Here is a 19731-nt window from a genome sequence, read left to right as displayed (position 1 = left end):
TGCCCTGAGGGTCATGGTTGTCACCTCTTGCCAAGGCATGCCCACCTCCAAAGAGGAAAGTCACTTCTTGGTAATAAGTGTCACCCATGTCTCCGAACATGTGTAACCTATGTCTCCGGTCTATACACCCTTCGCAAAGGGGGGAACGTAGGGCTCGTTTTTTCTCATTCGTTGGAGCGCACTGTCCACAGAAGCACAGTAAAAAGGGCCCCTCGCCGATGCCGGGGAGGGGCCCATTCGTGCTACTTAATCACCGCGCGCTAGCGGCCACGTCCCTCATCCATGTCCTGTGCGCGCCCCCTGCCCTGGCCGCCGCCCCTCTCGGGGCCGCCACCTCTTTCCATCTTCTCCGGCATCCTTTCCTGGCGCTGTTCCATGCGCTGCTCCATGCGAGGCTCGTGTCCCCTTGGAGGCTCCATGGCCTTCGGTGCGTGCTGCGCAGGAGGCTGCATCCTCGGTTCATGCTGCATCGGTGCCTGCCGCTCGCGTTCAGGGCCGCGCTGCATCTGGGCCGGCGGCATTGCCCCCGGGCCTCTCATCTCGGGACGCTCCTGGCGTACCGGCGGACCTGCCGGACGTTTTTCCACCTCTCTCAGATGTTGCCGCACCGCCGTATTCCTGGGCTGGTACCGGTAGCTGTCACGGCGCAGTCTCTGCTGCTGTTCATAGGAAGAGGGGTAGCGATCACCGGTATAGCGACGCTGGTAGGTGGGAAGCGGCGCCCTGCCGGGCGTGCGGCTTCTGTCCCAGCGGTCCCAGCCGTGGCGGCGTTCCTCCCATCCGCGTCCCCAGTGCTGTCCCCAGCGCGGCGGATAGTTGGGCGCCCAGGACCTGAAGTAGACCGGCGGCTCAACATAATACCGCACCGGTACGCGCAGGATGTAGACCGGTACCGTGTAGGGGTCCACGAGGGCCCATGGACCGTTGTACCAGGAGCTCACGTACCAGTTGTCGTTCCAGAAGCTCCAGTACATGCCGTCATAGAAGAAGTAGTTGCCGGGGACGTTTGGGGCATAATAGACGGGGTATCCAGGTATAGGGCGCAGGTCGGGGTAGCCGCCAAGGTTGATCCCGATGCTCACGTTGGGAAGCCCGATCCCTATGCCAACGCTGACTGAGGCTGTTGCGGTAGTGGACAGACAGAACAACAAGCCCAGTACTATGAAGCAATGACGCAATCTTCGCATATTGTCCTCCATTTACTCAGCAGGTGTTGTAGGTATCTCACAGCAAGGCGCGGCCTTCTCTTACAGCATCGCGCCGCATAACAGCATACCACATTCCGGCTGATGCACCCAAACGGCAGCCCACTATCTCACCCTTCATAGGTGCTGGCTGATTATTCGCCCCACCCCACACAAGAAAAGCCACCCCGTGGGGTGGCTTTTAGGTACTGCTTAGATTACATCGAATTGCGATTAGTGTTCTTCAACGTGCCCGCCGGTCATCCCTGCGCTGAAGGTATGGCAGTTGCTGCAGTCATACCCTTTGCCCTGGACGTGCCTGCTGTGGATGTCGTTGGCATTGGTGAAGGTCTCCCTGCTGTGGCAGTTGTCGCACAGGGTGGTGGTCGGCTCCTTCAGCGGGTACCCGGTGCCGTGGCAGGCCGCGCAGTTCTTGCGGTCGCGGTGGTTGCTGTGGAGCGAGGTGAAGCTCGTGTAGGTCTTGGCGCCGTGGCATACGTCGCACAGTTGAGCGGTGGTGCCGCGACGGGTGTAGCCGAGGCTTGCGAACGGAATGCGGTTCGCGCCGGCGGTGACCTGCGGGTGGCAGCCGCCGTTGGAGCAGGATACGGCGGTGGTCTTCGGACCTACGCCGTGGAAGATCCCCTCGTACTGCTCGGTCGGGACGAAGGTGTGGGCGTTGTAGGTCATCCCCTGAGCGGCTGCGCCGAGCTGGATGGCGGTGGTCACGTCGCCGGTCTCGAAGGCGTACTTGTTCTTCAAGGGGAGGAGCTGCTTCGTGGTGGTCTCCATCGGCTGCGAACCGGTGTGGAGCTTGAACGGGAAGAGCTTCGAGAACTTCCCGGTCGGATCCTCGAATGCACCATCAGGCTTGCTGATCACCTGCACGCCGCGGGAGTCGAGGCTGACGGCGTCCTTGAACTTGTAGAAGTGGCTGAAGCCGTTGAACCAGGCGTAGGTCGGCATCACGTTGGTCGCCTTTGCCATCGTTGGATCCCACAGCGCCTTCGCGGTGTCGATCTCCATCACGGACCAATCCCTGTTCATGTCGGTCGGAATGGTCTTCGCGAAGGTCGGCACGTGGCAGACGGAGCAGTTCACCTTGTCGCTGTGGCGGTTCAGATCGGTGTAGTTCACGTTGGTGGAGCGGTGCGGGATGCGGGAGTGGCAGTTCTCGCAGGAAAGCACGCGGGTGGTGTCGAGGGCGCGCATATCGGAGCCGCGGCCCGCCATCCTGTGCCCTTCGGTCCTGTGGCACTCCTGGCAGGCGAAGTTCTGCCCGTCGCTCCCCATGTGGACGTCGTAAGCCTTGGTGCAGACCTTGTTGGTCGATTCGATGTCGCCGCGCTTGTAGTTGTCGCCGCCGCCGGACTTCTCGTGGCAGCGCATGCAGGTGGCGCGCGTCGGACGGATCACGTTCTGCGCGATGGAGAGCACGTTCAGGCCGTCGGCCGGTACCATGGAGAAGGTGAGGTCGGCATTCTGGATCACCTTCCTGGAGTACCCGTTGCCGTGGCACATGAGGCAGTCGATGTTCTCAAGCTGCGCCTGGCTGGAAGTCGCGGAGGGCTTCAGGCCGTTGCCCGCGTGGCATACCGCGCAGCCGCCGGGGCCGGTGGTGCCGTCGGTTTTGGCGAAGATGGTCAGCCAGTTCATGTCCGGCTGGATGCAGAAGTTGTTGATCCCGCCCATCTTCGATGCCTTGGAGCCGGAAGCTGCAAGTTCGATCGCCTTCTGGTTGTCGCCGGTCCACTGGTAGTGCACCGAGCCGAACATGGCGGTCGCCTGGCTTGCGTGGCAGGCGCTGGTGATGCAGGTGGCCGGGCCGTTGTACGCGGTCACGTAGCTTACGTGGCTCGGCACCGGGAGCTGCACCTTAAAAGTGGTGGAGCCGGAGCCGGTGTTGCTGCTCGAGTCGGTGAAGCTGACCGTCGCGGTGTAGGTCCCTTTCGGAGCGGAGCTGGAGAGGGTGTAGTTGTAGTAGGCGAACCCGGTGTACGGGTCCTTGCTCATGGCGACACCGTTCAAGAGCGTGGTCCCGGTAGGGCTCTTTATGGTGACGTTGGCGTAGCGGATCTGGGACGTGGTGATCCTGGTGGTGCCGTTCTCGGCGTTGGCCTTCACGGTGACGACGGTGCTCGGACCATAGTTCAGCTTGTTGGTCGCCGTCTGCACCGAAAGCGTCGCCGCGAAAGCGGAGCCATAGAAGGAAGCGGCCAGCAGCACGCCCCCAACCAGTGCGGATTTCTTCATGTCAACCTCCTTGGATGTGTTCCCTGCATTGCGAACTATTTGCCGTGGCCACGGTCTCAATGCTCACAAGTGGGGTCAATTAGCAACACTTATACCAAGATGGGCCGACCCTAATAAGTAGCCGATTATGCAGAAGAAAAGTCGGGCGTATTCCTACACGACCCGGACGTCAGGGTAAAGTTCCTCATGAAATTGGGTGTTATACACCACCCGCTGGGGTGAAATACCCATTAGTAGAGAAACGTTGACATATTAAGCAAAATTTCATACAAGTCCCCTGCTGACCATCACCTGCTCCAAGAGAGCCGTTCCAAGAGAGGCATCATGAAGACAGCCATCCGTGCCGTGATAACCGCCATCCTGCTTTTCCCGGCGTTCGTGAACGCTGCCGACGTCACCATCACCCGCATCAGCAACGGCGCGGGGACGAAACAGTTCCCGGACATATACGGAGACCGGGTGGTCTGGCAGGACACCCGCAACGGCAAGGCCGATGTATACCTCTACGACATCGCCTCCGGCACCGAGACGCGCATAACCCAAGGTGGGCACGACCACAAGAAGCCGCGCATCTTCGGGGACAGGATCTACTGGCAGGACTACCGCAACGGGGTCTCGGACATCTACATGTACGATCTGGCGGAGAAAAAGGAGAAGCCGGTAGTGGTGTCGCCGACCCAGAAGATCGACCTTGCCGTCTCGGAACGCTACCTGGCCTGGACCGACCTGGGCGACGGGAAAGGGACGGTCTGCCTTTACGATCCGGCAACGAAAAGGGAAAAGCGGATGACATCCGGGCAGGCGCCGCAGGGTTTCGCTGCCCTGTCGGCGCAGTACCTGGTCTGGAAGGACGAGCGCAACGATTCGGGCGACATCTACCTCTACGACATCGCGAAAGGAAAAGAGGCGAGGATCACCAGCAACCCGGAGGCCCAATGGTCGCCGGCCGCGTACGGGAACCTGGTGGTGTGGGAGGATAACCGGAACAAGGACGTGTTGCCCAACTACGACATCTACCTTTATGACACCGCCACAGGGAAGGAGAGACAGCTGACCAGAAGCGATGCCAACCAGCGCTTCCCGCGCGTCTGGGGAACCAGAGTCGTTTTCGTCGACAATTCCCGGGCCGAAGCCGAGGATATCCACCTGCTCGACTTGGTGACCGGCAAGGAAACCGCGCTGACCCACGGGACCACGGATTACTACACCCCGGCGATCTACGGCGACCGTGTTGTCTTCAGTGACTTGAAGAACATCTACCTGGCAACACTACCTGCAGGCGGCGCTAGGTAGCCGCCCACCCGACAAGGCGGGTGCGGGGACTGATCATGACTCGGGAGGCTTCTCCCTTTTATACTGTAGGCTTTCTTTCATTTCCTCGAAACAGGAGGGGCAGATGCCGTGGCTGAACATGGCATCGGTGTGCTCAGAGATGTACTGCTCCATCTGTTGCCAGATCTCCTCGTCTTTTCGGATCTTCTTGCAGTAGGAACAGATCGGGATCACCCCCTCGAGGATGCGCACCTTGGCAAGGGCAGCCTCCAACTCTTGAACTTTTGCGGCCAGCTCTCCCTGGATCACCTTGCGCTCCGCCACGTCCAGTTCCAATTTCCGGTTCAGTGTTTCAAGCTCCGCAGTCCTCTCCTTCACCTGCCCCACCAGCCCGTCCTTTTCGGCCCGCAGATGCCTGGACAGATCGTTGAAGGCGCCGGTCAACTGTTGCAGCTCTCGCCCCTGGGAGGGGAGAGCGATATCCTCTCCGAGCTTGCTGTCGTCGCGGATGATGGCCATGGTCCGGTCGCGAAGTTCCCCGAGCGGCCCAAGGAGCAACCGGTCCATGAACAGAAACTGCAGGGCCGATGAAACCCCGAGAATGGTCAACAGCAGCACGGAAAGCTTGAAAGAAAGTTCGTTGGCGCTGGCATAGGCCTGCTGCAGCGGGATGCGGATCGAGATGGCGGAGACGAGCTCGCGGTCCTGCCGGTTGAAACTTCGCGTCTCCCCGTATTGCCTGACCAGTTCCGCGGGCGCCGACTGCGGCATGCTGTGGCAGCGCAGGCAGCTCTTCTCCATGCTCTCCCCGCGACGCATGACGACGAAGTAGGGCTTTCCGTCTATCTGCCTTATGTCGGAACGGACATCGAGGGTGTTATTGCGCTTGAGGTCGGCGATGAAGGCGCGTTCGAGCGGGTCCGCCTCGTTCTTCGGGCTTCTCGCGTTAACCGCACATTCCTTGTAATAGTAATCACTCCTTGAGAAGGCTTTGTTGTAGGCGTCGATCTCACGTACCGCGTAGGTGGACGACATCCAGACCGGATCGAAGTACTCCGGCGGGCGGTAGCGGTCGCTGAGATCGAAAACATGCGGCTTCAGCTGGTTCGAGAAGTAGCTGTGGATGGCCATGTTGTGGTCCAGAATGAGGCGCGCCTTTTCCTGGGCCTCTGCCAGTGCCTGCCCTCGCTGGTGATAATTCACCGTAACGACAATGGCAGCCGCGACAGCAACAAAGGATGTCACATACAGAGCTAGAAACAGATTTTTGGCTGAAATCGCGCGCATTTGCCTTCCATCATGAGGTTTTCGCCACCCTACTGTCAGCAACAATGGCTGTCAATGGTTTTTTTAACCACTTCTGCTACCGCACCATCCCGGCCGCGGTACCGCTGAGGCTGCCCAGTACTCGCGGTCGCTCACATGGACTGGCGGAAGTGGCTCGGCGAGATCAGGCAATAGCGGACGGGATGACCACACTCAAGCAGGACGGCATACTCAAATGCCTGCAGGGGCTCACCGACATACACGAGGTGCGCCGCGTCTGTATCAAGTAGGAGGGTTGTTTTTCAGAGAGAGATCGGTTATAACTTGAAGTCTGTCAAAAGCCGGACGGTAATTACCAAAACATGATCAACAAAACTCTGCATCATAGATCACTTCTGGTATTTCTTACCTGCGTCACCACGCTCTGCGTCCTGACCTTCGGTATGCGGCTGCCGGACCTGTCGCAGCCCGGCCGCCCCAAGCCGAAACCCCGCGCCTACATAGAAGAGCAGTTCAAGAAGCACCACGAAACGGCGGTCAAGAAGTCACTGGACCACGTCCAGGCCGAATTGCCGACGGCTGTCGAACCGGTGCTTCATGCCACCTATCGCACCGAACTCCCCCACGCCTTCCACGGCGCGGCACTCTCCCCGCATTTCCCCAACCTTTCCCGGGCGCCACCTCACTCCGCAGCCTGACCCATTCAAACTATTAACCACAGCTCCGTTGCCACGAGATGGCAATCATGCGGTCGCTTGCGTCCGCGCGCGCCCTGTCGCGTCCAATAAACTACTGAAAGCAGAAGATGGAGGGTTCCATGAAGATGTCTCTCAAGCGTTTCGTTCCCGTTCTTTGCACCGCCCTTTTGATCGCAGGCGGCTGCGCCAAGCAGCAAGCCGTCAAAGCCGACCAGCCGATCGCTCCTTCGACCACCCAGCAGGCGGCGGCCCCCGCACAGGCCAAGCCGGCAGAGTCCAAACCGGCTACGGCTCCCACGACGGCCCTGCCGGATTCCAACATAAAGAGTGAAGGGCTCGCTCAGGCTCAGGCGGCCCCCTCGAAGGCTGCCAGCGTTTCCCAGGCTCTCGAAAAGATCTACTTCGACTTCGACTCCGACGTCCTGAGCGACGCCGCCCGCAAGACCCTCGCGGCCAACTTCGACAAACTGAAGGGCATGGGTAACGTCAAGGTCCGCGTCGAGGGCAACTGCGACGAGCGCGGCTCCGACGATTACAACCTTGCCCTCAGCGAGCGCCGCGCCCAGGCAGCGGTTAAGTACCTGACCGCACTCGGCATCCCCGCCAGCCGCCTCTCCTCCATAGGCTACGGCGAGGAAAAGCCTGTCGATGCCGCACACACCGAGGACGCCTGGGCCAAGAACAGGCGCGACGAATTCACCATCAGCAAGTAGTAGAGACGCGGGTAGGAAGGGACTGGCTCCGTTTAGGTGCCTGTCCCTCTCGCGGAACGCTCGATTCCGCCGCGACACCTTACCTAAGACCTAAGGGGACAGGCACCTGGCGGAGCCAGTCCCCTTCTTCTCCAGGGACGACAGTACAGCTCCCTCAGCAATACAAGGTGTGTCAATGAATCAGAATCTGAGACGCGGTGCCTTGCTCGCCGGCATCGTCCTTATCGCCTTTCTTTCCTGCGGCTTTACCTGGGGAGGCAAGGATAAATGCACGGAAGCACGTGAAACGATAGAAAAGATCACCCCAGAGAGTGCCGCCGCTGAGAGGGCCGAGGCGGAGCGCAAAGTGCGCGAGCTCTGCCCCGACGGAGGCGCGCCGCTCTACCTGAAGGGTATTTCCATGGAAGCGGCCCATGACATCGATGGCGCCGTGACCGCCTACCGCGACGCCCTCGCCAAGGATCCCCTCCTTTTGCAGGCAAGGGGGCGCCTCGGCCTTTTGCTCCTTGCCAAAGGTAACCGCGAGGAGGCTTCGGTGGCCCTCTTCGAAGCGGCGCGGCAAACGAAAGAGCCGCGCTTCGCACGGGCCCTTGCCGACATCTTCCTCGACGCCAAACTTTACGCCCTGGCCCTCAGCCAGTACCGCCAGGTCCAGCCCTCCTTCCCGGACGATGCGAACCTATACCTCGGCATCGCCCGCAGCTACCGCGGCCTGGGCGACCAGAACCACGCCCTGGAGGCTCTTCAGGATGCGCTCCGCCTGCAGGCCGGCAACGCCACGACCCATCTGGAGCTGGCCACCCTGTACCAGGAACGAAACGACTACGAGAAGGCGGCGGCACACCTGCGCCAGGCGATCATCGCAGATCCCGACAACGCCAGCTACCATTTCCGGCTGGCCCAACTGCTGGAACTCTCCGGGAAACGCGACGAAGCCGCCAAGGAATACGCGCGTTCCGGAGTGAAGCGCACCGACACGCTCGCCGACCACCTGAAGCGGGCGGCCAAATACGAAGACGAAGGCGAGTTCGCCCTCGCGGCGACCGAGTATCGCGCCATGCTGGTGAAAAATCCCGATGCCGCCGGTGTGCGCGAGAAACTGGGCGACGCCGAATTGTCCGCCGGCCACGACGCCGAGGCGATCGCGGCCTATGAGGATGCCCTGCGCAAGAAGGAGGACTCCGGGCGGGTGCGTTACCACCTGGGCACCCTCTACGAACGCAAGGGGGACCTTGACGAGGCGGTTCGCAACTTCAGCGCGTCGCTGAGACTCGATCCGGTCAACAGCGACGCCCGCAGGCGGCTCGCCGACATCTACGCCCTGCGCGGCGATCTTGAAGAAGCGATCCGGGCCTATCAGGACCTCATCTCGCGGCAGGCCGACAACCCGCTTAACTACCTGAAACTTGCACGGCTGCAGGAAAAGCGGCGTACCTACAAGGACGCCGTCGACTCCTACGAGAAGGCGCTCGCCCTTGATTCCGCGAACAGCGAGGCGCACCGCAGCATCGCCTTCCTGTTCCTGCGCCTGAAGCAGCCCGAGCAGGCCGAGCAGCACCTGCGCGAGGTGCTGAAACTCGACCCGAGAAACGCGCAGGCAAGGGACGCGCTCATCTCCTTGTCGGTGAAGCAGAAGAAGTACGACCAGGTGACCTCCCTTCTCGAGGAGGACGCGCAACTGAACCCGCAGAGCGCCGACAGCCAGTACCGGCTCGGCGTGATCTACGCCTTCAAACGCGAAGACGAAAAAGCCCTGCAACAGTTCGACGCAGCATTGAAGCTGAAGCCGGACCATGCCCGGGCTTTGAACGCGCTCGGCAAGCTCTACCTAAAGGAAGGGGAACGCGACAAGGCGCGCGAGGCGTTTGAAGCGGCGAGGAAGGCGGACCCCAACCTGCTGGAGCCGGTGGAACTTTGGAGCAAGCTGAGCACGCAGCCTAAGAAGTACGTGGAAAAGAAGAAAACATCGCGCAAGCATGCGCTGGAAAAGAACAAGAAGAAAAGCTCGAGCACGGCCGGTTCCAGGAAAACAAAGAAAAGCGCGGGCAAAGCCGAGTCGAAGAAGAAAAAGAGTTCGCAGAGAAAAACGCGGTAGGAGGATCATCCCCCGAAATGGAAGGAGGCGCGAAAGCGCCTCCTTTTGTTGCCTCTGGAGGTGCGACGTTACCTGCGCCAGCCGGCCCAGACCGGGACGCCGTTCGCGTCGCGCAGCGTCAACACCTCCTTCCCCTTTTTCACCTCGGCCGCGATGATTGCCGGTTTTCCGTCGAAGGTTATCCGGGAACCTTTCACCTCGACCCGGTCCCCCTTCGCGATCCGCTCATCGAGCCGCTCCACGAACCACGACGGGCCGAGATGCACCGGGATGGTACCCTGGTCGGTCTTCAACTGCAGGTGTATGCCGCTGCCCGGCCCCTTCCTGGCGGGCATGGTCTCCACCCGGACCACCTCGCCGCTCAGAGTCTCCACCTTGGCCGGATCGTAGAGACGCTGGTACGCACCGTTCATCCCCCATCCGCCGCTGCCGCGCCATCCCTGCCAGCGAGCGGCATAGGCCGATGCCGCGAATGTCACTGCGAGCAGCGTTGTCACAACTACGGAGACGCTTTTTGTTCTCATAAGAACCTCCTTGTGTGAAATAGGCTAAAAGCATATCACCGCACCGAACTTAGTCAGCTATAATGCCCGGGACCCTCACTGCGTCTCCCCCATCGGTGCGATCGATCCAGAGAAGAGTGCGCCGCACACCCAGAAGGCTGGGGACGCCTCGACGCCAGACAGAGAAAAAAGGACACAAGTGAACCGTAAGATAGTGGAACAGGTGACGCTCCTTGCCAGCGTGATCAAGTGGGCAAGTTACGCGTCCATCGTTGGAGTACTCGTCGGAGGCGGCACCACCGCCTTTTTGAAGGCTCTCTCCTGGACCTCGGCGCAATACGGGAAGGTGCCGGACTATTACCTGCTGCTGCCGGTAACGCTGGTGGCAAGCCTGCTCCTGGTCAGAACGTTCGCCCCGGACGCCGCCGGACACGGCACCGAGAAGGTCATCGAGGCGGTGCACCAGAGGATGGGGAGAATCCCGCTGGCCGTGGTTCCCGTGAAGCTGGCCGCTACCGTGATCACCCTCGCGGGAGGGGGGTCGGCTGGGAAAGAAGGACCCTGCGCCCAGATCGGCGCCGGACTCGCCTCCGGCTTTGCGAGTCTGCTGCGGTTGAACGACGTCGACCGCCGGAAGCTCGTCATCTGCGGCATCAGTGCCGGGTTCGCGACAGTCTTCGGCACACCGATCGCGGGGGCGCTCTTCGGCGTTGAGGTCCTCGTCCTCGGTCAGATGTTATACGATGTGCTCTTCCCTTCGTTCGTGGCTGGGATCGTCGGATTTCACGTGGCGGGAATGCTCGGAGTGAGCTACCCGCACCCGGCCGCCAAGATCATTCCCGCCGTCTCCGGCTGGACCTTCACCGAAATGATCCTGCTCGGCATCTGGTGCGGCATCGCCGCCCTCATTTTCATCGAGATCATGCAACTGGGGCACCGGCTGTTCGCGCGCCTTTCATGGCATCCGGTCGTGAAGGCGGTTTTCGGCGGGGCGCTGCTGGTACTGATCGGCAGGTTCATCTCGCAGCGCTACCTCGGGCTCGGGCTTGACAGCATCGACGCCGCGCTTAACGGGCAGGTGCTTCCCTTCGGCGCCACCTTCATGAAGATGATCGCCACCTCGATCACCCTGGGGTGCGGCGGCAGCGGCGGCGTGGTCACCCCGATCTTCTTCATCGGAACCGCGGCAGGAAACCTCTTCGCATCGCTTTTCCACGAACCGCTGGTCGCCACCTTCTCCGCGATCGGCATGGTCGCTCTTCTAGCCGGCGCCGCCAACACACCGATCGCCGCGTCAGTCATGGCCATGGAACTCTTCGGTGCCGGCATCGCCCCCCACGCCGCCGTCGCCTGCATGGTCAGTTTTCTCATCGTCGGATACCGCAGCATCTATCCGAGCCAGATCCTCGGCATTCAGAAGAGCACGTCCCTCAAGGTCGAGACCGGGCGGCCGCTCGGCCAGTTCAACCCGGAAAAGCTTCAGGACCTTTCCATCTCCTTCCCCACCTTCGTGGTGAAAGGGGCCAGGGTGCTTGGCAAAGGGCGCAAAATACGCAGGTAATCCACCGGCAAAAGCGCTCGACATAAATTAATTTTTTCACATCTGTTATCCTAATGGGCATTGCCTTGACCACCAGCACCAGCAATCGTCAGGAGGTCCATTATGAAAGCATCTTCCAGCAGGATTGTCGTTATCACCGGCGCTTCGGCCGGCGTCGGACGGGCGACGGCGCAGGCCTTCGCCCGCGAGGGGGCGCGCATCGGTCTTTTTGCGCGGAATCGTGAGCGGCTCGAAGCGGCCAGGGACGAGGTCGAGAGGCTCGGAGGACAGGCGCTCGTCCTCGTGGGGGACGTGGCCGACGCGAAGCGTATGGAGGAGGCCGCAGCGGAAGTCGAACGTGAATTCGGTCCCATCGAGGTCTGGGTGAACAACGCCATGACCTCGGTCTTCTCCCCTTTCGAGGAGATGACGCCCGAGGAGTTCAGAAGAGTCACCGAGGTGACGTACCTGGGCGCGGTGCACGGCACCATGGCTGCGCTTAAGAGGATGCTGCCGCGCGACGACGGGGTCATCATCCAGGTCGGCTCGGCCCTCTCCGACCGCAGCATCCCGCTGCAGTCCGCCTACTGCGGCGCGAAGCACGCCATGCGCGGCTTCACCGACTCGATCCGCTGTGAGCTCATCCACCGCAAAAGCCGCGTTCGCATGACCATGGTACAGCTACCCGCGATGAACACCCCCCAGTTCGATTGGGTGAAGTCGCGCCTGCCCAATCGCCCACAGCCGGTCCCCCCTATCTACCAACCGGACGTCGCAGCCGAGGCCATCGTCTGGGCCTCGAAACACCGGCGCAGGGAGATATACGTCGGCGCGCCGACGGTTCAGGCGATGTGGGGCAACAAGTTCATCCCGGGCCTGCTCGACCTGTACCTCGGCCTCACCGGGTACAAGTCGCAGCAAACCAACGAGCCGGAGCGGCCGGACCGGCCCACAAACCTCTGGGAAAGCGTGCCGGGGCCGTATCACGCGCACGGGCGTTTCGACGCACGCGCGAAGTCGTCCAGCATACAGGTATGGCTCTGCGAGAATAAGTGGAGTCTTGGCATCCTTCTGACGGGATGTGCTGCGGCTGTAGCCGCTTTCGCACAGGCTCGTGGATCAAAACGGTAAGTCGCTAATCAATATTGGTAGGTTCGCGAAGTGAGGGCTTGGGGAGTCGAAGTTGAAGATTCGGAGCCCAAAGTGAAGATTTGGAGGTCCGAAGTGATAGGTTCCGAATCCGAAGTCGCTGATTTCGGGCTTCAGTCCTTGCTCTTTTTGAAGTAGGCGAGGAATTCCTGCCGGGTGAGCCACTTCTTGCGCACCAGGTGCTCTATGGCGCGGCTCATGGCCTGGCGTTCCCCGTCCTTCATCTCCCCCTTCAAGAGCACGAAGAAGGGGATGTTCCTCGTCTGCGGGTATAGCCTGAAACGCTCTAGGAGCTCGAAGGCCGCCTGGTCCGGGAGCATCAGCGCGCAGAACATCATGTAGGGGTGCACGATGGTTCCGACAGCCACCGCCTCCTTGGCGGTGTAGGCGTTCACCACTTCGAACCCCATCTTGGTGAGCGCCTTCTGCACGTCCTCTTCGCCCCTGCGTGTCACCATCATCACCTGCAGGTCGTAATCCTCGGATTCCTCGGCGAGCCCAAGCTGGCTGAGTTTCCTCGTCATGTAGGGAACGTCCATCGGGAGGGTGAAGAAACCCGCCACCGGGAATACTGCCCCAACCTGGCCGATCTCGCTCAGATACATCGGAAGAATCGGGATCTCGCGAGTCGCCGGGTTCTCCTTCAGCTTCAAGAGCACCCCCCAGCCGTCGTCGGACCAGGGGGAAAGATCGAGGAGGATCGCCCTCGGCGTGCAACCGGTCAGTTCCGGGATCTTCGCGGTCCTTGCCCGGTGTCCTCCTTCCGCCAGATAGCTGCAGACGATGGCCCCACGCTCGACGCGCTCGCCCAGTCCCATGATCCAGAGTTCCCGCTCATCACATTCGATCATCTGCGCTCCTTATCGTACCTGCGCCCGGTCATGAACCTCTCCGGGGCGTACCTTTAATGGTGTGAAGAGCACCGCTGCCGCAAGCAGGCTCGCCGGCCGGGGGGCGGGATGCCGCTCCCACAGCGCCGTTCCGGCCTTGGGCCGTTGCGGTTCACTCAGAATTTTTAATAAATAACATATTTTTACTACAGAGCAAGAAAAAGTTGTGCAGTTGAATTGACCAGCGATATGTGATACCAATCGCTGACCGCTGTACGGGTGCAACCGCTAAAGGAGGGGAAGTTTATGAAGAGCAAGGTATTTTTCGCTGACATGCGCGCCGGAGCCAAGGAGAACCTTTTCGCCAAGATCGGGCGACTGATGCAGCAGGCTGGGCTTTCGGTTGCGATCGCCCCCGGCGACCTGGTCGCGGTGAAGGTGCACTTCGGCGAGCGGGGGAACCATACCTTCATCCGCCCGATCTTTTTGCGCCGCGTGGTCGACGAGATCAAAGGGTGCGAGGGGAAACCTTTCCTCACCGACTCCTCCACGCTCTACCCAGGTGAGCGCAAGGAAGCGGTATCGGCCCTTGCCTGCGCCGTCGAGAACGGTTTCGCCTACGCGGTGGTGAACGCGCCGCTCATCATGTGCGACGGCTTGAAGGGGCACAACGCGAAGGACGTGCAGGTGGATGGCGAGATCCTGAAGACGGTGAACATAGGGGCGGAGATCCTGGAGGCGGACGCCCTGATCGCGGTGTCGCACTTCAAGTGCCACGAGTTGACCGGCTTCGGCGGGACGCTTAAGAACCTCGGCATGGGATGCTCGAGCCGCACCGGGAAGATGCAGCAGCACTCGACGGTGGCCCCGAAAGTCGCGGAGCGTTTCTGCAACGGCTGCAGCGTCTGCCTGAAGTCCTGCGCCCATGCCGCCATCACCATCATCGAAGGGAAAGCCCGCATCGATGCGGACGCCTGCGTCGGCTGCAGCCGCTGCATCACCGCCTGCCAGAAAAAGGCGATCAACATCCAGTGGAACGAAAGCGCATCGCTCGTCATGCGCAAGATGGCCGAGTACGCCAAGGGGGCCCTGCACGGCAAGGCCGGCAAGACCCTGTTCCTCAACTTCATCACCCAGGTGTCGCCTGCCTGCGACTGTTACGGCCACGCCGACGCCCCCATTGTGAACGACATCGGCATCTGTGCCTCCACCGATCCGGTGGCGCTGGACCAGGCCTGCGCCGATCTGGTGAACAACGCTCGCGGCAACCAGGACACCGCGCTCGCCTCAGGGCACGAGCCGGGAGGGGACAAGTTCCGCGGTGTTCATCCCGAGATCGACTGGGAAGTGCAGCTGGAGCATGCCGAGAAGATCGGTATCGGCACCAGGAGCTATGAGCTGGTGAAGATCTAGCATATGTCGGGACACCCGCCAACTGCATAGCTGAGGCGTCCCCTCCCCCTGGAGGGGGGAGGTTGGGAGGGGGGGGAGCACCAAACATCCCCCTCCCTGTCCCTCCCCCTCCGGGGGCGGGGACGTCATGGCTCATGCAATGTATTGAAGGGGATTTCACCCCTGCGCGAGACGCCTACAAAAAGCCCCCACCGTCCAGCGAGATGAGCAGGGAAAAATCGTTCTCCCTGCGCTCCTCGGTCAAATTGTTGATGCCGTTGTACTCCCCCTTTATCCCCAGGGAGGGGGAGCGTGTCCACTTGAACAGCCCCGCCAGCGGGTAGAGGGCCTTCACCCGAGCGCCCAACACCTCGCGCCCCGCACCAGGCCCGGTGCTCTCCCTCTTGAAGCCCCCCTTCACCTCGTAATCGAGCCTCTTCTCCAAAAGGTTCCCGGTAACCCCGAGGTTAACCGCATACTGGTCGGTACGCTGGTCCGCGGCATAGTCGTTGGTCCGCTTCATGGAAAGATCGGGGAAAAGGGTGAAGTTCGCCGCCGAAAACTTGGGGAAGAACCCGACACTCGCGGTAGAAAGCTCCCGCTGCTGCTTGATCCGGTCGGTCCTCTGCGTCACGCCTCCGCGTAGCCCCAGATCCCATCGCCCGGCAAGGAGATTCACCTGCCCGGACATCGCGTCCTCGGCGACGTCCTTCGGAGCGTACCCCGCCGGCTCCTTGGTGCTGTCGATGAAGGTCTTACGGTACTGCAACGCGAGCGGGACCATCTTGAATCCCTTGAACTTGTAGTCGACGACCCCCTCGTAGCGGTACAGCCTCGGGTTGAGCGGGTCCCTCTCCGTGTTGTCGTTGTAGCGCGAAAGCCTAACGTCGAGGTCGTGCAGCTCCAAGGCGGTGGCCACACCGAAGCTCCCCCCCTCCCGGTCCCGCTCCGGCCCGTCTCCCATAAGGCGGTACCTCGGACCGGTCCTCTCGTAGAGCGCCGTGTAGCGGCTGCGCCCCCAGTCCCCGGTCATCTTGAACCGGTATGCGCTGTCGCGCAGCGCTGAGCCGGAATCGGCGGTGTTCGCATCATAAACGGAATAGTCGTACTCCGCTTCGGCGGCAAGCTTCCCCCTGACCGGCTCAAGGCGGGCAACGAATCCCACCACGTCACCCCTCTTGCCCCCCGCCGTCGGCCGGCGCCCCTCCCGGTCCAGCGAACTGCGACCGGAAACGAAGATGGTCTTGAAGAGCGCGCTGTCATCCAGAAGGGAAAGCTCTCCCGTCGCCCCCACCAAGGTGTCTTCAGGCCCCGGGTGAAGTGCCCCCGAGGTCGCGAAGGTCTTGAAGGTGGCGCGGTTACCGGCGCTTTCGGTCAAAAGCGAGAAACGCCCTCCCCTGCCCCGCGCATCCTGCAGCGTGTTGCCGGTCTCCTTGAGGCGCAGGTCCCCCATTTCGGCTAGCACCTTGAAGCCGCTCCCGCCGTACTCGCCCCGCTGCAAAACGAAGGACGGCTTGTTTTGCCGGTCGGTGAGCCAAGGCTCGGCCGGGTACTCAGCCAGAAATTCGCTGCGGAACGAAGAGGTCGGAACGACCAGGGGAGCGCCCAGGGCGAGCCCCGGGAGGGGAAGGGGAACGAAGTCCGGTGCCGGGGCAACCGGTGGTGGTAAAGCAAGGAGCGGAGGGACCGCTTCGGAATAGAAAGCGCAGGCGGACAACGGCGCCGCGAGATACGCCGCCAGCAGGACGAAGAACGCCCCGGCAGGGAATCTGCCAGGGCGAAGGATCATTTTTCGAAGGGATGTCTTGGGCATCCGGTCTGTACCAACTGCTGCGCCCTGCCCCAAAGGAGCAGGGAAACCTCCGGGGACAAGGCCTCCTATTTGAGGAAGCCGAATTTTTTCATGCGGTAACGGAAGGCGTCGATGCCGAGGTTCAGCTTCTTCGCCGCCTTGGACTGGTTCCAGTCGGTCATCTCGAGCGACTGCTTGATCAGCTCGCGCTCCACCTCCTCGATGTCGATCCCCTCCGCGGGAAGCTTGAAGGTGGTGAGGGGAACGGTCACCTGCGAGGCCTTGGCGATGATCTCGAGCGGGAGGTTCTCCATAAGCAGGGTGTCGTCGTTGCCAAGGATGATGGCGCGCTCGATGACGTTTTTCAGCTCCCGGATGTTGCCGGGCCAGTTGTACTCGACAAGGAGCTTTTCCGCCATGCTCGAAATCCCCTTGGTGGGCTTGCCGAACTCGCGGGAGAAGGACTCGATGAAGTGGTTGGCGATGAGCAGGATGTCATCCTTGCGCTCGCGCAGCGCCGGGAGGAAGATCGGGATCACCTGGAGACGGTAGTACAGGTCGTTTCTGAAGGTCTTCTCCTCGATCGCCTTCAAAAGGTCCTTGTTGGTCGCGGAAACGATCCTCACGTCTACCGGGATCATCTTGGAGCCGCCGATGCGCCGGAAGGTGCGGTCCTCGAGGAAGCGGAGTAGCTTCGCCTGCATGCCGAGTTCCATGTCGCCGATCTCGTCGAGGAAGACGGTGCCGCCGTCGGCCAGCTCGAAAAGCCCCTTCTTGGAGGTCTTCGCGTCGGTGAAGGCGCCCTTCTCGTGGCCGAAGAGCTCGCTCTCGAGGAGGGTGGCCGGGACCGCGGCGCAGTTGATGGCGACGAACGGCTTTTCCGCGCGGGAGGACTCGTAGTGGATGTACTTCGCCACCAGCTCCTTGCCGGTCCCCGATTCCCCCTGCACGAGGACGGTGGAGGCGTCGCTTTTGGCCACCTTCGCCATCATCTCGAGCACATTTTTCATGTGCTTGGAGTTACCGATGATCTTCGGCGGCCCCTGCTTCTTGTGCTCGCTTCTTAGCTGGACCACCTCGCGGCGCAGCTCGGAGGTCTCGAGCGCCTTCCTGACCACGAGCGACATCTCGTCCAGGTTGAAGGGCTTGTTTATGTAGTCGTACGCCCCGTGCCGCATGGTGTTCACGGCCGTCTCCAGCCCTCCCTGCGCGGTGACCATGATGACGAGCAACTCGTCGTCGATCTCCTTCAGGCGCTGCAGCACCTCGAGGCCGTTGATACCGGGGAGGTGGTAGTCGAGCAGCACCAATTCGGGCTGTTCCTCCCTGGCGAGCCTTATGGCGTCCTCTCCGGTCCCCGCCGTGCAGACCTCGTAACCCTGCTTCTTGAGGTTCTGCTCCAGGGACCACCGGATCAGGTGCTCGTCATCGACGACCATTATCTTAGCTCTGCGCATAGCGGCTCCTTAGGATGATGTGCCGGGCTCAGCACCGGAATGCGCCGGTTGCTGCCGTTACTGCCGTTTTCAACCGATGGTCCCCGAGCCCGCCATCGCCTCTTCCAGCTCGGCCTGCGTCGGGCAGTAGGCGGGGAGTTCCACGGTGAAGGTGGTTCCCGCGCCGTCCTGGCTTACGCAGGAGAGGCGCCCGCCATGCTGCTCGATGAGACGGTGGCTGATGGCGAGGCCAAGGCCGGTCCCCTGGGCCTTGGTGGTGAAGAACGGGGTGAAGATCTTCTCCAGAATCTGCGGCGGGATCCCCTGGCCGGTGTCGGCAACTTTCACCTGCACCATGTCCATATCGTCGATCCTCGCGAGCCTGCTCGTGACGGTGAGCGTTCCACCCGCCTGCATAGCCTGCACCGCGTTCAAGAAGAGGTTCAGGAAGACCTGCTGGATCTGCTTCGGGTCCACGTAGACCGGCGGCAGGTCCTCGGCGAGCTCCAGCTTCTTCTCGATGTTCTTGCCGCCCCTGTGCTGCGAAGCGAAGATGAGGATCTTCTTGAGGGCGCTGTTTATGTCCGTGCAGGTCGGCTCCGCAACGGTCGGCTTCCCGAAGAAGAGGAGGTCGTTCACCGTCTTGTCCAGACGCGAGATCTGCTCCAGTACCTCGCCGATGATCAGGGCGCGCCCGTCCTCCGGGGAAAAGTCGTCCTTCAAGACGGTGATGGCGGCCGCGATCCCGGTGAGCGGGTTCTTGATCTCGTGGGCTATGCCGGCGGCCATCTCACCAACCGAGGCGAGCCGGTCGGCGCGCTCCATCTGTTGGAAGTGGTAGGTCTCCAGCTCCCTTTTCGCACGGTCCAGCCGGTCCACCATGGAGTCGAAGGAGACGATGAGGCGCCCGATCTCGTCCTTGCCCTCCGGGGTCATGCGCACCGAGAGGTCGCCCGCCTCCACCCGCGCCATGTTCCTGGCAAGCTGGTGCAGCGGCTTCTTGACGAACTTCAGCATCACAAGGGAGATGGCAAGCGAAAGGAAGCCGATGATCGCGACGGTCGACATGACGAAGAGCTTGGTCAGCTCGACGATGCGGCGCCTGGTCTCGACCAGCGAGTAGTTGACGTTGAGAAGGCCGATGATGCGGCTTTTGGAGCCGTGGCACAGGTTGCACTGGCGGTTGTTGTAGATCGGCTTCACCATGCCGAGCACCTCGCCGTGCCCGTCCAGGGTGAAGACCCCCTCGCGCTTGTTGTCCAGGAAGAGTTTGAAGTCGTGGTCGTCTACGACGCGCCCCACCTCGGATCCCTGCGAGGACTTGAGGATGACGCCGTGGGGATGGAAGATGCGCACCCCCACGAGGTTCTCGCTCTGCCCCACCATCTCGAGGATGACCTTGACGTCCTCGGTGTTGCCGTGGCGCATGGAGTTGTACAGGGAGCGTTCGATGGTGTCCAGCAGCAGCTCGCTCGACTCCCGGGCGGAGTTGATGAGCTGCATCTGCTCGCGCCTGAGCGTCAGGAACGCGAAGGTCCCGATGCCGAAGACGAGCAGGCAGATGGAGAGCACGATAACGCGCGATGTGAGACTCTTGAAAATCAGGGT

General features: G+C 61.6%; 15 protein-coding genes. 7 read left to right on the top strand and 8 right to left on the bottom strand.

Annotated elements, in window-relative coordinates; translation table 11 throughout:
• Positions 1 to 260 precede the first annotated feature (260 nt).
• Positions 261 to 1187 carry a hypothetical protein gene (locus D6Z24_RS04810; RefSeq protein ID WP_129125384.1) on the bottom strand — a complete coding sequence of 309 codons (927 nt, stop codon included), beginning with the start codon at positions 1185 to 1187 and terminating at the stop codon, positions 261 to 263.
• Positions 1188 to 1418: 231 nt separating this feature from the next.
• Positions 1419 to 3437, bottom strand: a complete 2019-nt coding sequence (locus D6Z24_RS04805; RefSeq protein ID WP_129125383.1) for a hypothetical protein — start codon at positions 3435 to 3437, stop codon at positions 1419 to 1421.
• A gap of 324 nt (positions 3438 to 3761) precedes the next feature.
• On the opposite strand from D6Z24_RS04805, the gene D6Z24_RS04800 reads away from it, so the two are divergent.
• On the top strand, positions 3762 to 4730 hold the full coding sequence (locus D6Z24_RS04800) for a hypothetical protein (protein ID WP_129125382.1): 969 nt from the start codon (positions 3762 to 3764) through the stop codon (positions 4728 to 4730).
• A gap of 33 nt (positions 4731 to 4763) precedes the next feature.
• Here D6Z24_RS04800 and D6Z24_RS04795 read toward each other — a convergent pair whose 3' ends face one another.
• Positions 4764 to 5996, bottom strand: a complete 1233-nt coding sequence (locus D6Z24_RS04795; protein WP_129125381.1) for a Tll0287-like domain-containing protein — start codon at positions 5994 to 5996, stop codon at positions 4764 to 4766.
• 341 nt (positions 5997 to 6337) lie between these two features.
• On the opposite strand from D6Z24_RS04795, the gene D6Z24_RS04785 reads away from it, so the two are divergent.
• The 3 genes from D6Z24_RS04785 to D6Z24_RS04775 all read left to right on the top strand — a co-directional run bounded on the left by D6Z24_RS04785 (position 6338) and on the right by D6Z24_RS04775 (position 9481).
• Positions 6338 to 6673 carry a hypothetical protein gene (locus D6Z24_RS04785; protein WP_129125379.1) on the top strand — a complete coding sequence of 112 codons (336 nt, stop codon included), beginning with the start codon at positions 6338 to 6340 and terminating at the stop codon, positions 6671 to 6673.
• Positions 6674 to 6792: 119 nt separating this feature from the next.
• On the top strand, positions 6793 to 7386 hold the full coding sequence (locus D6Z24_RS04780; protein WP_129125378.1) for an OmpA family protein: 594 nt from the start codon (positions 6793 to 6795) through the stop codon (positions 7384 to 7386).
• 175 nt (positions 7387 to 7561) lie between these two features.
• Positions 7562 to 9481: a tetratricopeptide repeat protein gene (locus tag D6Z24_RS04775; RefSeq protein WP_129125377.1), complete on the top strand. Its 1920-nt coding sequence runs from the start codon at positions 7562 to 7564 to the stop codon at positions 9479 to 9481.
• A gap of 68 nt (positions 9482 to 9549) precedes the next feature.
• Here D6Z24_RS04775 and D6Z24_RS04770 read toward each other — a convergent pair whose 3' ends face one another.
• Positions 9550 to 10005: a ubiquitin family protein gene (locus tag D6Z24_RS04770; RefSeq protein ID WP_129125376.1), complete on the bottom strand. Its 456-nt coding sequence runs from the start codon at positions 10003 to 10005 to the stop codon at positions 9550 to 9552.
• Positions 10006 to 10183: 178 nt separating this feature from the next.
• Here D6Z24_RS04770 and D6Z24_RS04765 point away from each other — a divergent pair, with 178 nt between their 5' ends.
• Entirely contained in the window at positions 10184 to 11545 is a 1362-nt protein-coding gene (locus tag D6Z24_RS04765; RefSeq protein ID WP_129125375.1) for a chloride channel protein, read from the top strand.
• Positions 11546 to 11647: 102 nt separating this feature from the next.
• Positions 11648 to 12655, top strand: a complete 1008-nt coding sequence (locus tag D6Z24_RS04760; RefSeq protein WP_129125374.1) for an SDR family oxidoreductase — start codon at positions 11648 to 11650, stop codon at positions 12653 to 12655.
• A gap of 131 nt (positions 12656 to 12786) precedes the next feature.
• Here D6Z24_RS04760 and D6Z24_RS04755 read toward each other — a convergent pair whose 3' ends face one another.
• A complete protein-coding gene (locus D6Z24_RS04755) occupies positions 12787 to 13524 on the bottom strand; it encodes a response regulator (RefSeq protein WP_129125373.1) in 738 nt (245 codons plus the stop codon).
• Positions 13525 to 13809: 285 nt separating this feature from the next.
• Here D6Z24_RS04755 and D6Z24_RS04750 point away from each other — a divergent pair, with 285 nt between their 5' ends.
• Positions 13810 to 14916, top strand: a complete 1107-nt coding sequence (locus D6Z24_RS04750) for a DUF362 domain-containing protein (protein WP_129125372.1) — start codon at positions 13810 to 13812, stop codon at positions 14914 to 14916.
• A 175-nt stretch (positions 14917 to 15091) separates the two neighbouring features.
• Here D6Z24_RS04750 and D6Z24_RS04745 read toward each other — a convergent pair whose 3' ends face one another.
• From D6Z24_RS04745 to D6Z24_RS04735, 3 genes are all read right to left on the bottom strand, one after another.
• Positions 15092 to 16684: a hypothetical protein gene (locus D6Z24_RS04745; RefSeq protein ID WP_246014561.1), complete on the bottom strand. Its 1593-nt coding sequence runs from the start codon at positions 16682 to 16684 to the stop codon at positions 15092 to 15094.
• A gap of 89 nt (positions 16685 to 16773) precedes the next feature.
• On the bottom strand, positions 16774 to 18144 hold the full coding sequence (locus D6Z24_RS04740) for a sigma-54-dependent transcriptional regulator (RefSeq protein WP_129125370.1): 1371 nt from the start codon (positions 18142 to 18144) through the stop codon (positions 16774 to 16776).
• Between the two features lie 69 nt (positions 18145 to 18213).
• Entirely contained in the window at positions 18214 to 19695 is a 1482-nt protein-coding gene (locus tag D6Z24_RS04735) for a two-component system sensor histidine kinase NtrB (RefSeq protein ID WP_246014560.1), read from the bottom strand.
• Positions 19696 to 19731 lie beyond the last annotated feature (36 nt).

It is taken from the genome of Geomonas oryzae (assembly GCF_004117875.1).
GTDB lineage: Bacteria > Desulfobacterota > Desulfuromonadia > Geobacterales > Geobacteraceae > Geomonas > Geomonas oryzae.
Note: the sequence above shows the minus strand (reverse complement) of the source record. Positions and strands in the feature narration are given on the sequence as shown.

Bases quoted from the DNA above. Each gene is read 5' to 3' on its own strand.
- D6Z24_RS04810 (WP_129125384.1), bottom strand. From the start codon at position 1,187: ATGCGAAGATTGCGTCATTGCTTCATAGTACTGGGCTTGTTGTTCTGT.
- D6Z24_RS04805 (WP_129125383.1), bottom strand. From the start codon at position 3,437: ATGAAGAAATCCGCACTGGTTGGGGGCGTGCTGCTGGCCGCTTCCTTC.
- D6Z24_RS04800 (WP_129125382.1), top strand. From the start codon at position 3,762: ATGAAGACAGCCATCCGTGCCGTGATAACCGCCATCCTGCTTTTCCCG.
- D6Z24_RS04795 (WP_129125381.1), bottom strand. From the start codon at position 5,996: ATGCGCGCGATTTCAGCCAAAAATCTGTTTCTAGCTCTGTATGTGACA.
- D6Z24_RS04785 (WP_129125379.1), top strand. From the start codon at position 6,338: ATGATCAACAAAACTCTGCATCATAGATCACTTCTGGTATTTCTTACC.
- D6Z24_RS04780 (WP_129125378.1), top strand. From the start codon at position 6,793: ATGAAGATGTCTCTCAAGCGTTTCGTTCCCGTTCTTTGCACCGCCCTT.
- D6Z24_RS04775 (WP_129125377.1), top strand. From the start codon at position 7,562: ATGAATCAGAATCTGAGACGCGGTGCCTTGCTCGCCGGCATCGTCCTT.
- D6Z24_RS04770 (WP_129125376.1), bottom strand. From the start codon at position 10,005: ATGAGAACAAAAAGCGTCTCCGTAGTTGTGACAACGCTGCTCGCAGTG.
- D6Z24_RS04760 (WP_129125374.1), top strand. From the start codon at position 11,648: ATGAAAGCATCTTCCAGCAGGATTGTCGTTATCACCGGCGCTTCGGCC.
- D6Z24_RS04755 (WP_129125373.1), bottom strand. From the start codon at position 13,524: ATGATCGAATGTGATGAGCGGGAACTCTGGATCATGGGACTGGGCGAG.
- D6Z24_RS04750 (WP_129125372.1), top strand. From the start codon at position 13,810: ATGAAGAGCAAGGTATTTTTCGCTGACATGCGCGCCGGAGCCAAGGAG.
- D6Z24_RS04745 (WP_246014561.1), bottom strand. From the start codon at position 16,684: ATGATCCTTCGCCCTGGCAGATTCCCTGCCGGGGCGTTCTTCGTCCTG.
- D6Z24_RS04740 (WP_129125370.1), bottom strand. From the start codon at position 18,144: ATGCGCAGAGCTAAGATAATGGTCGTCGATGACGAGCACCTGATCCGG.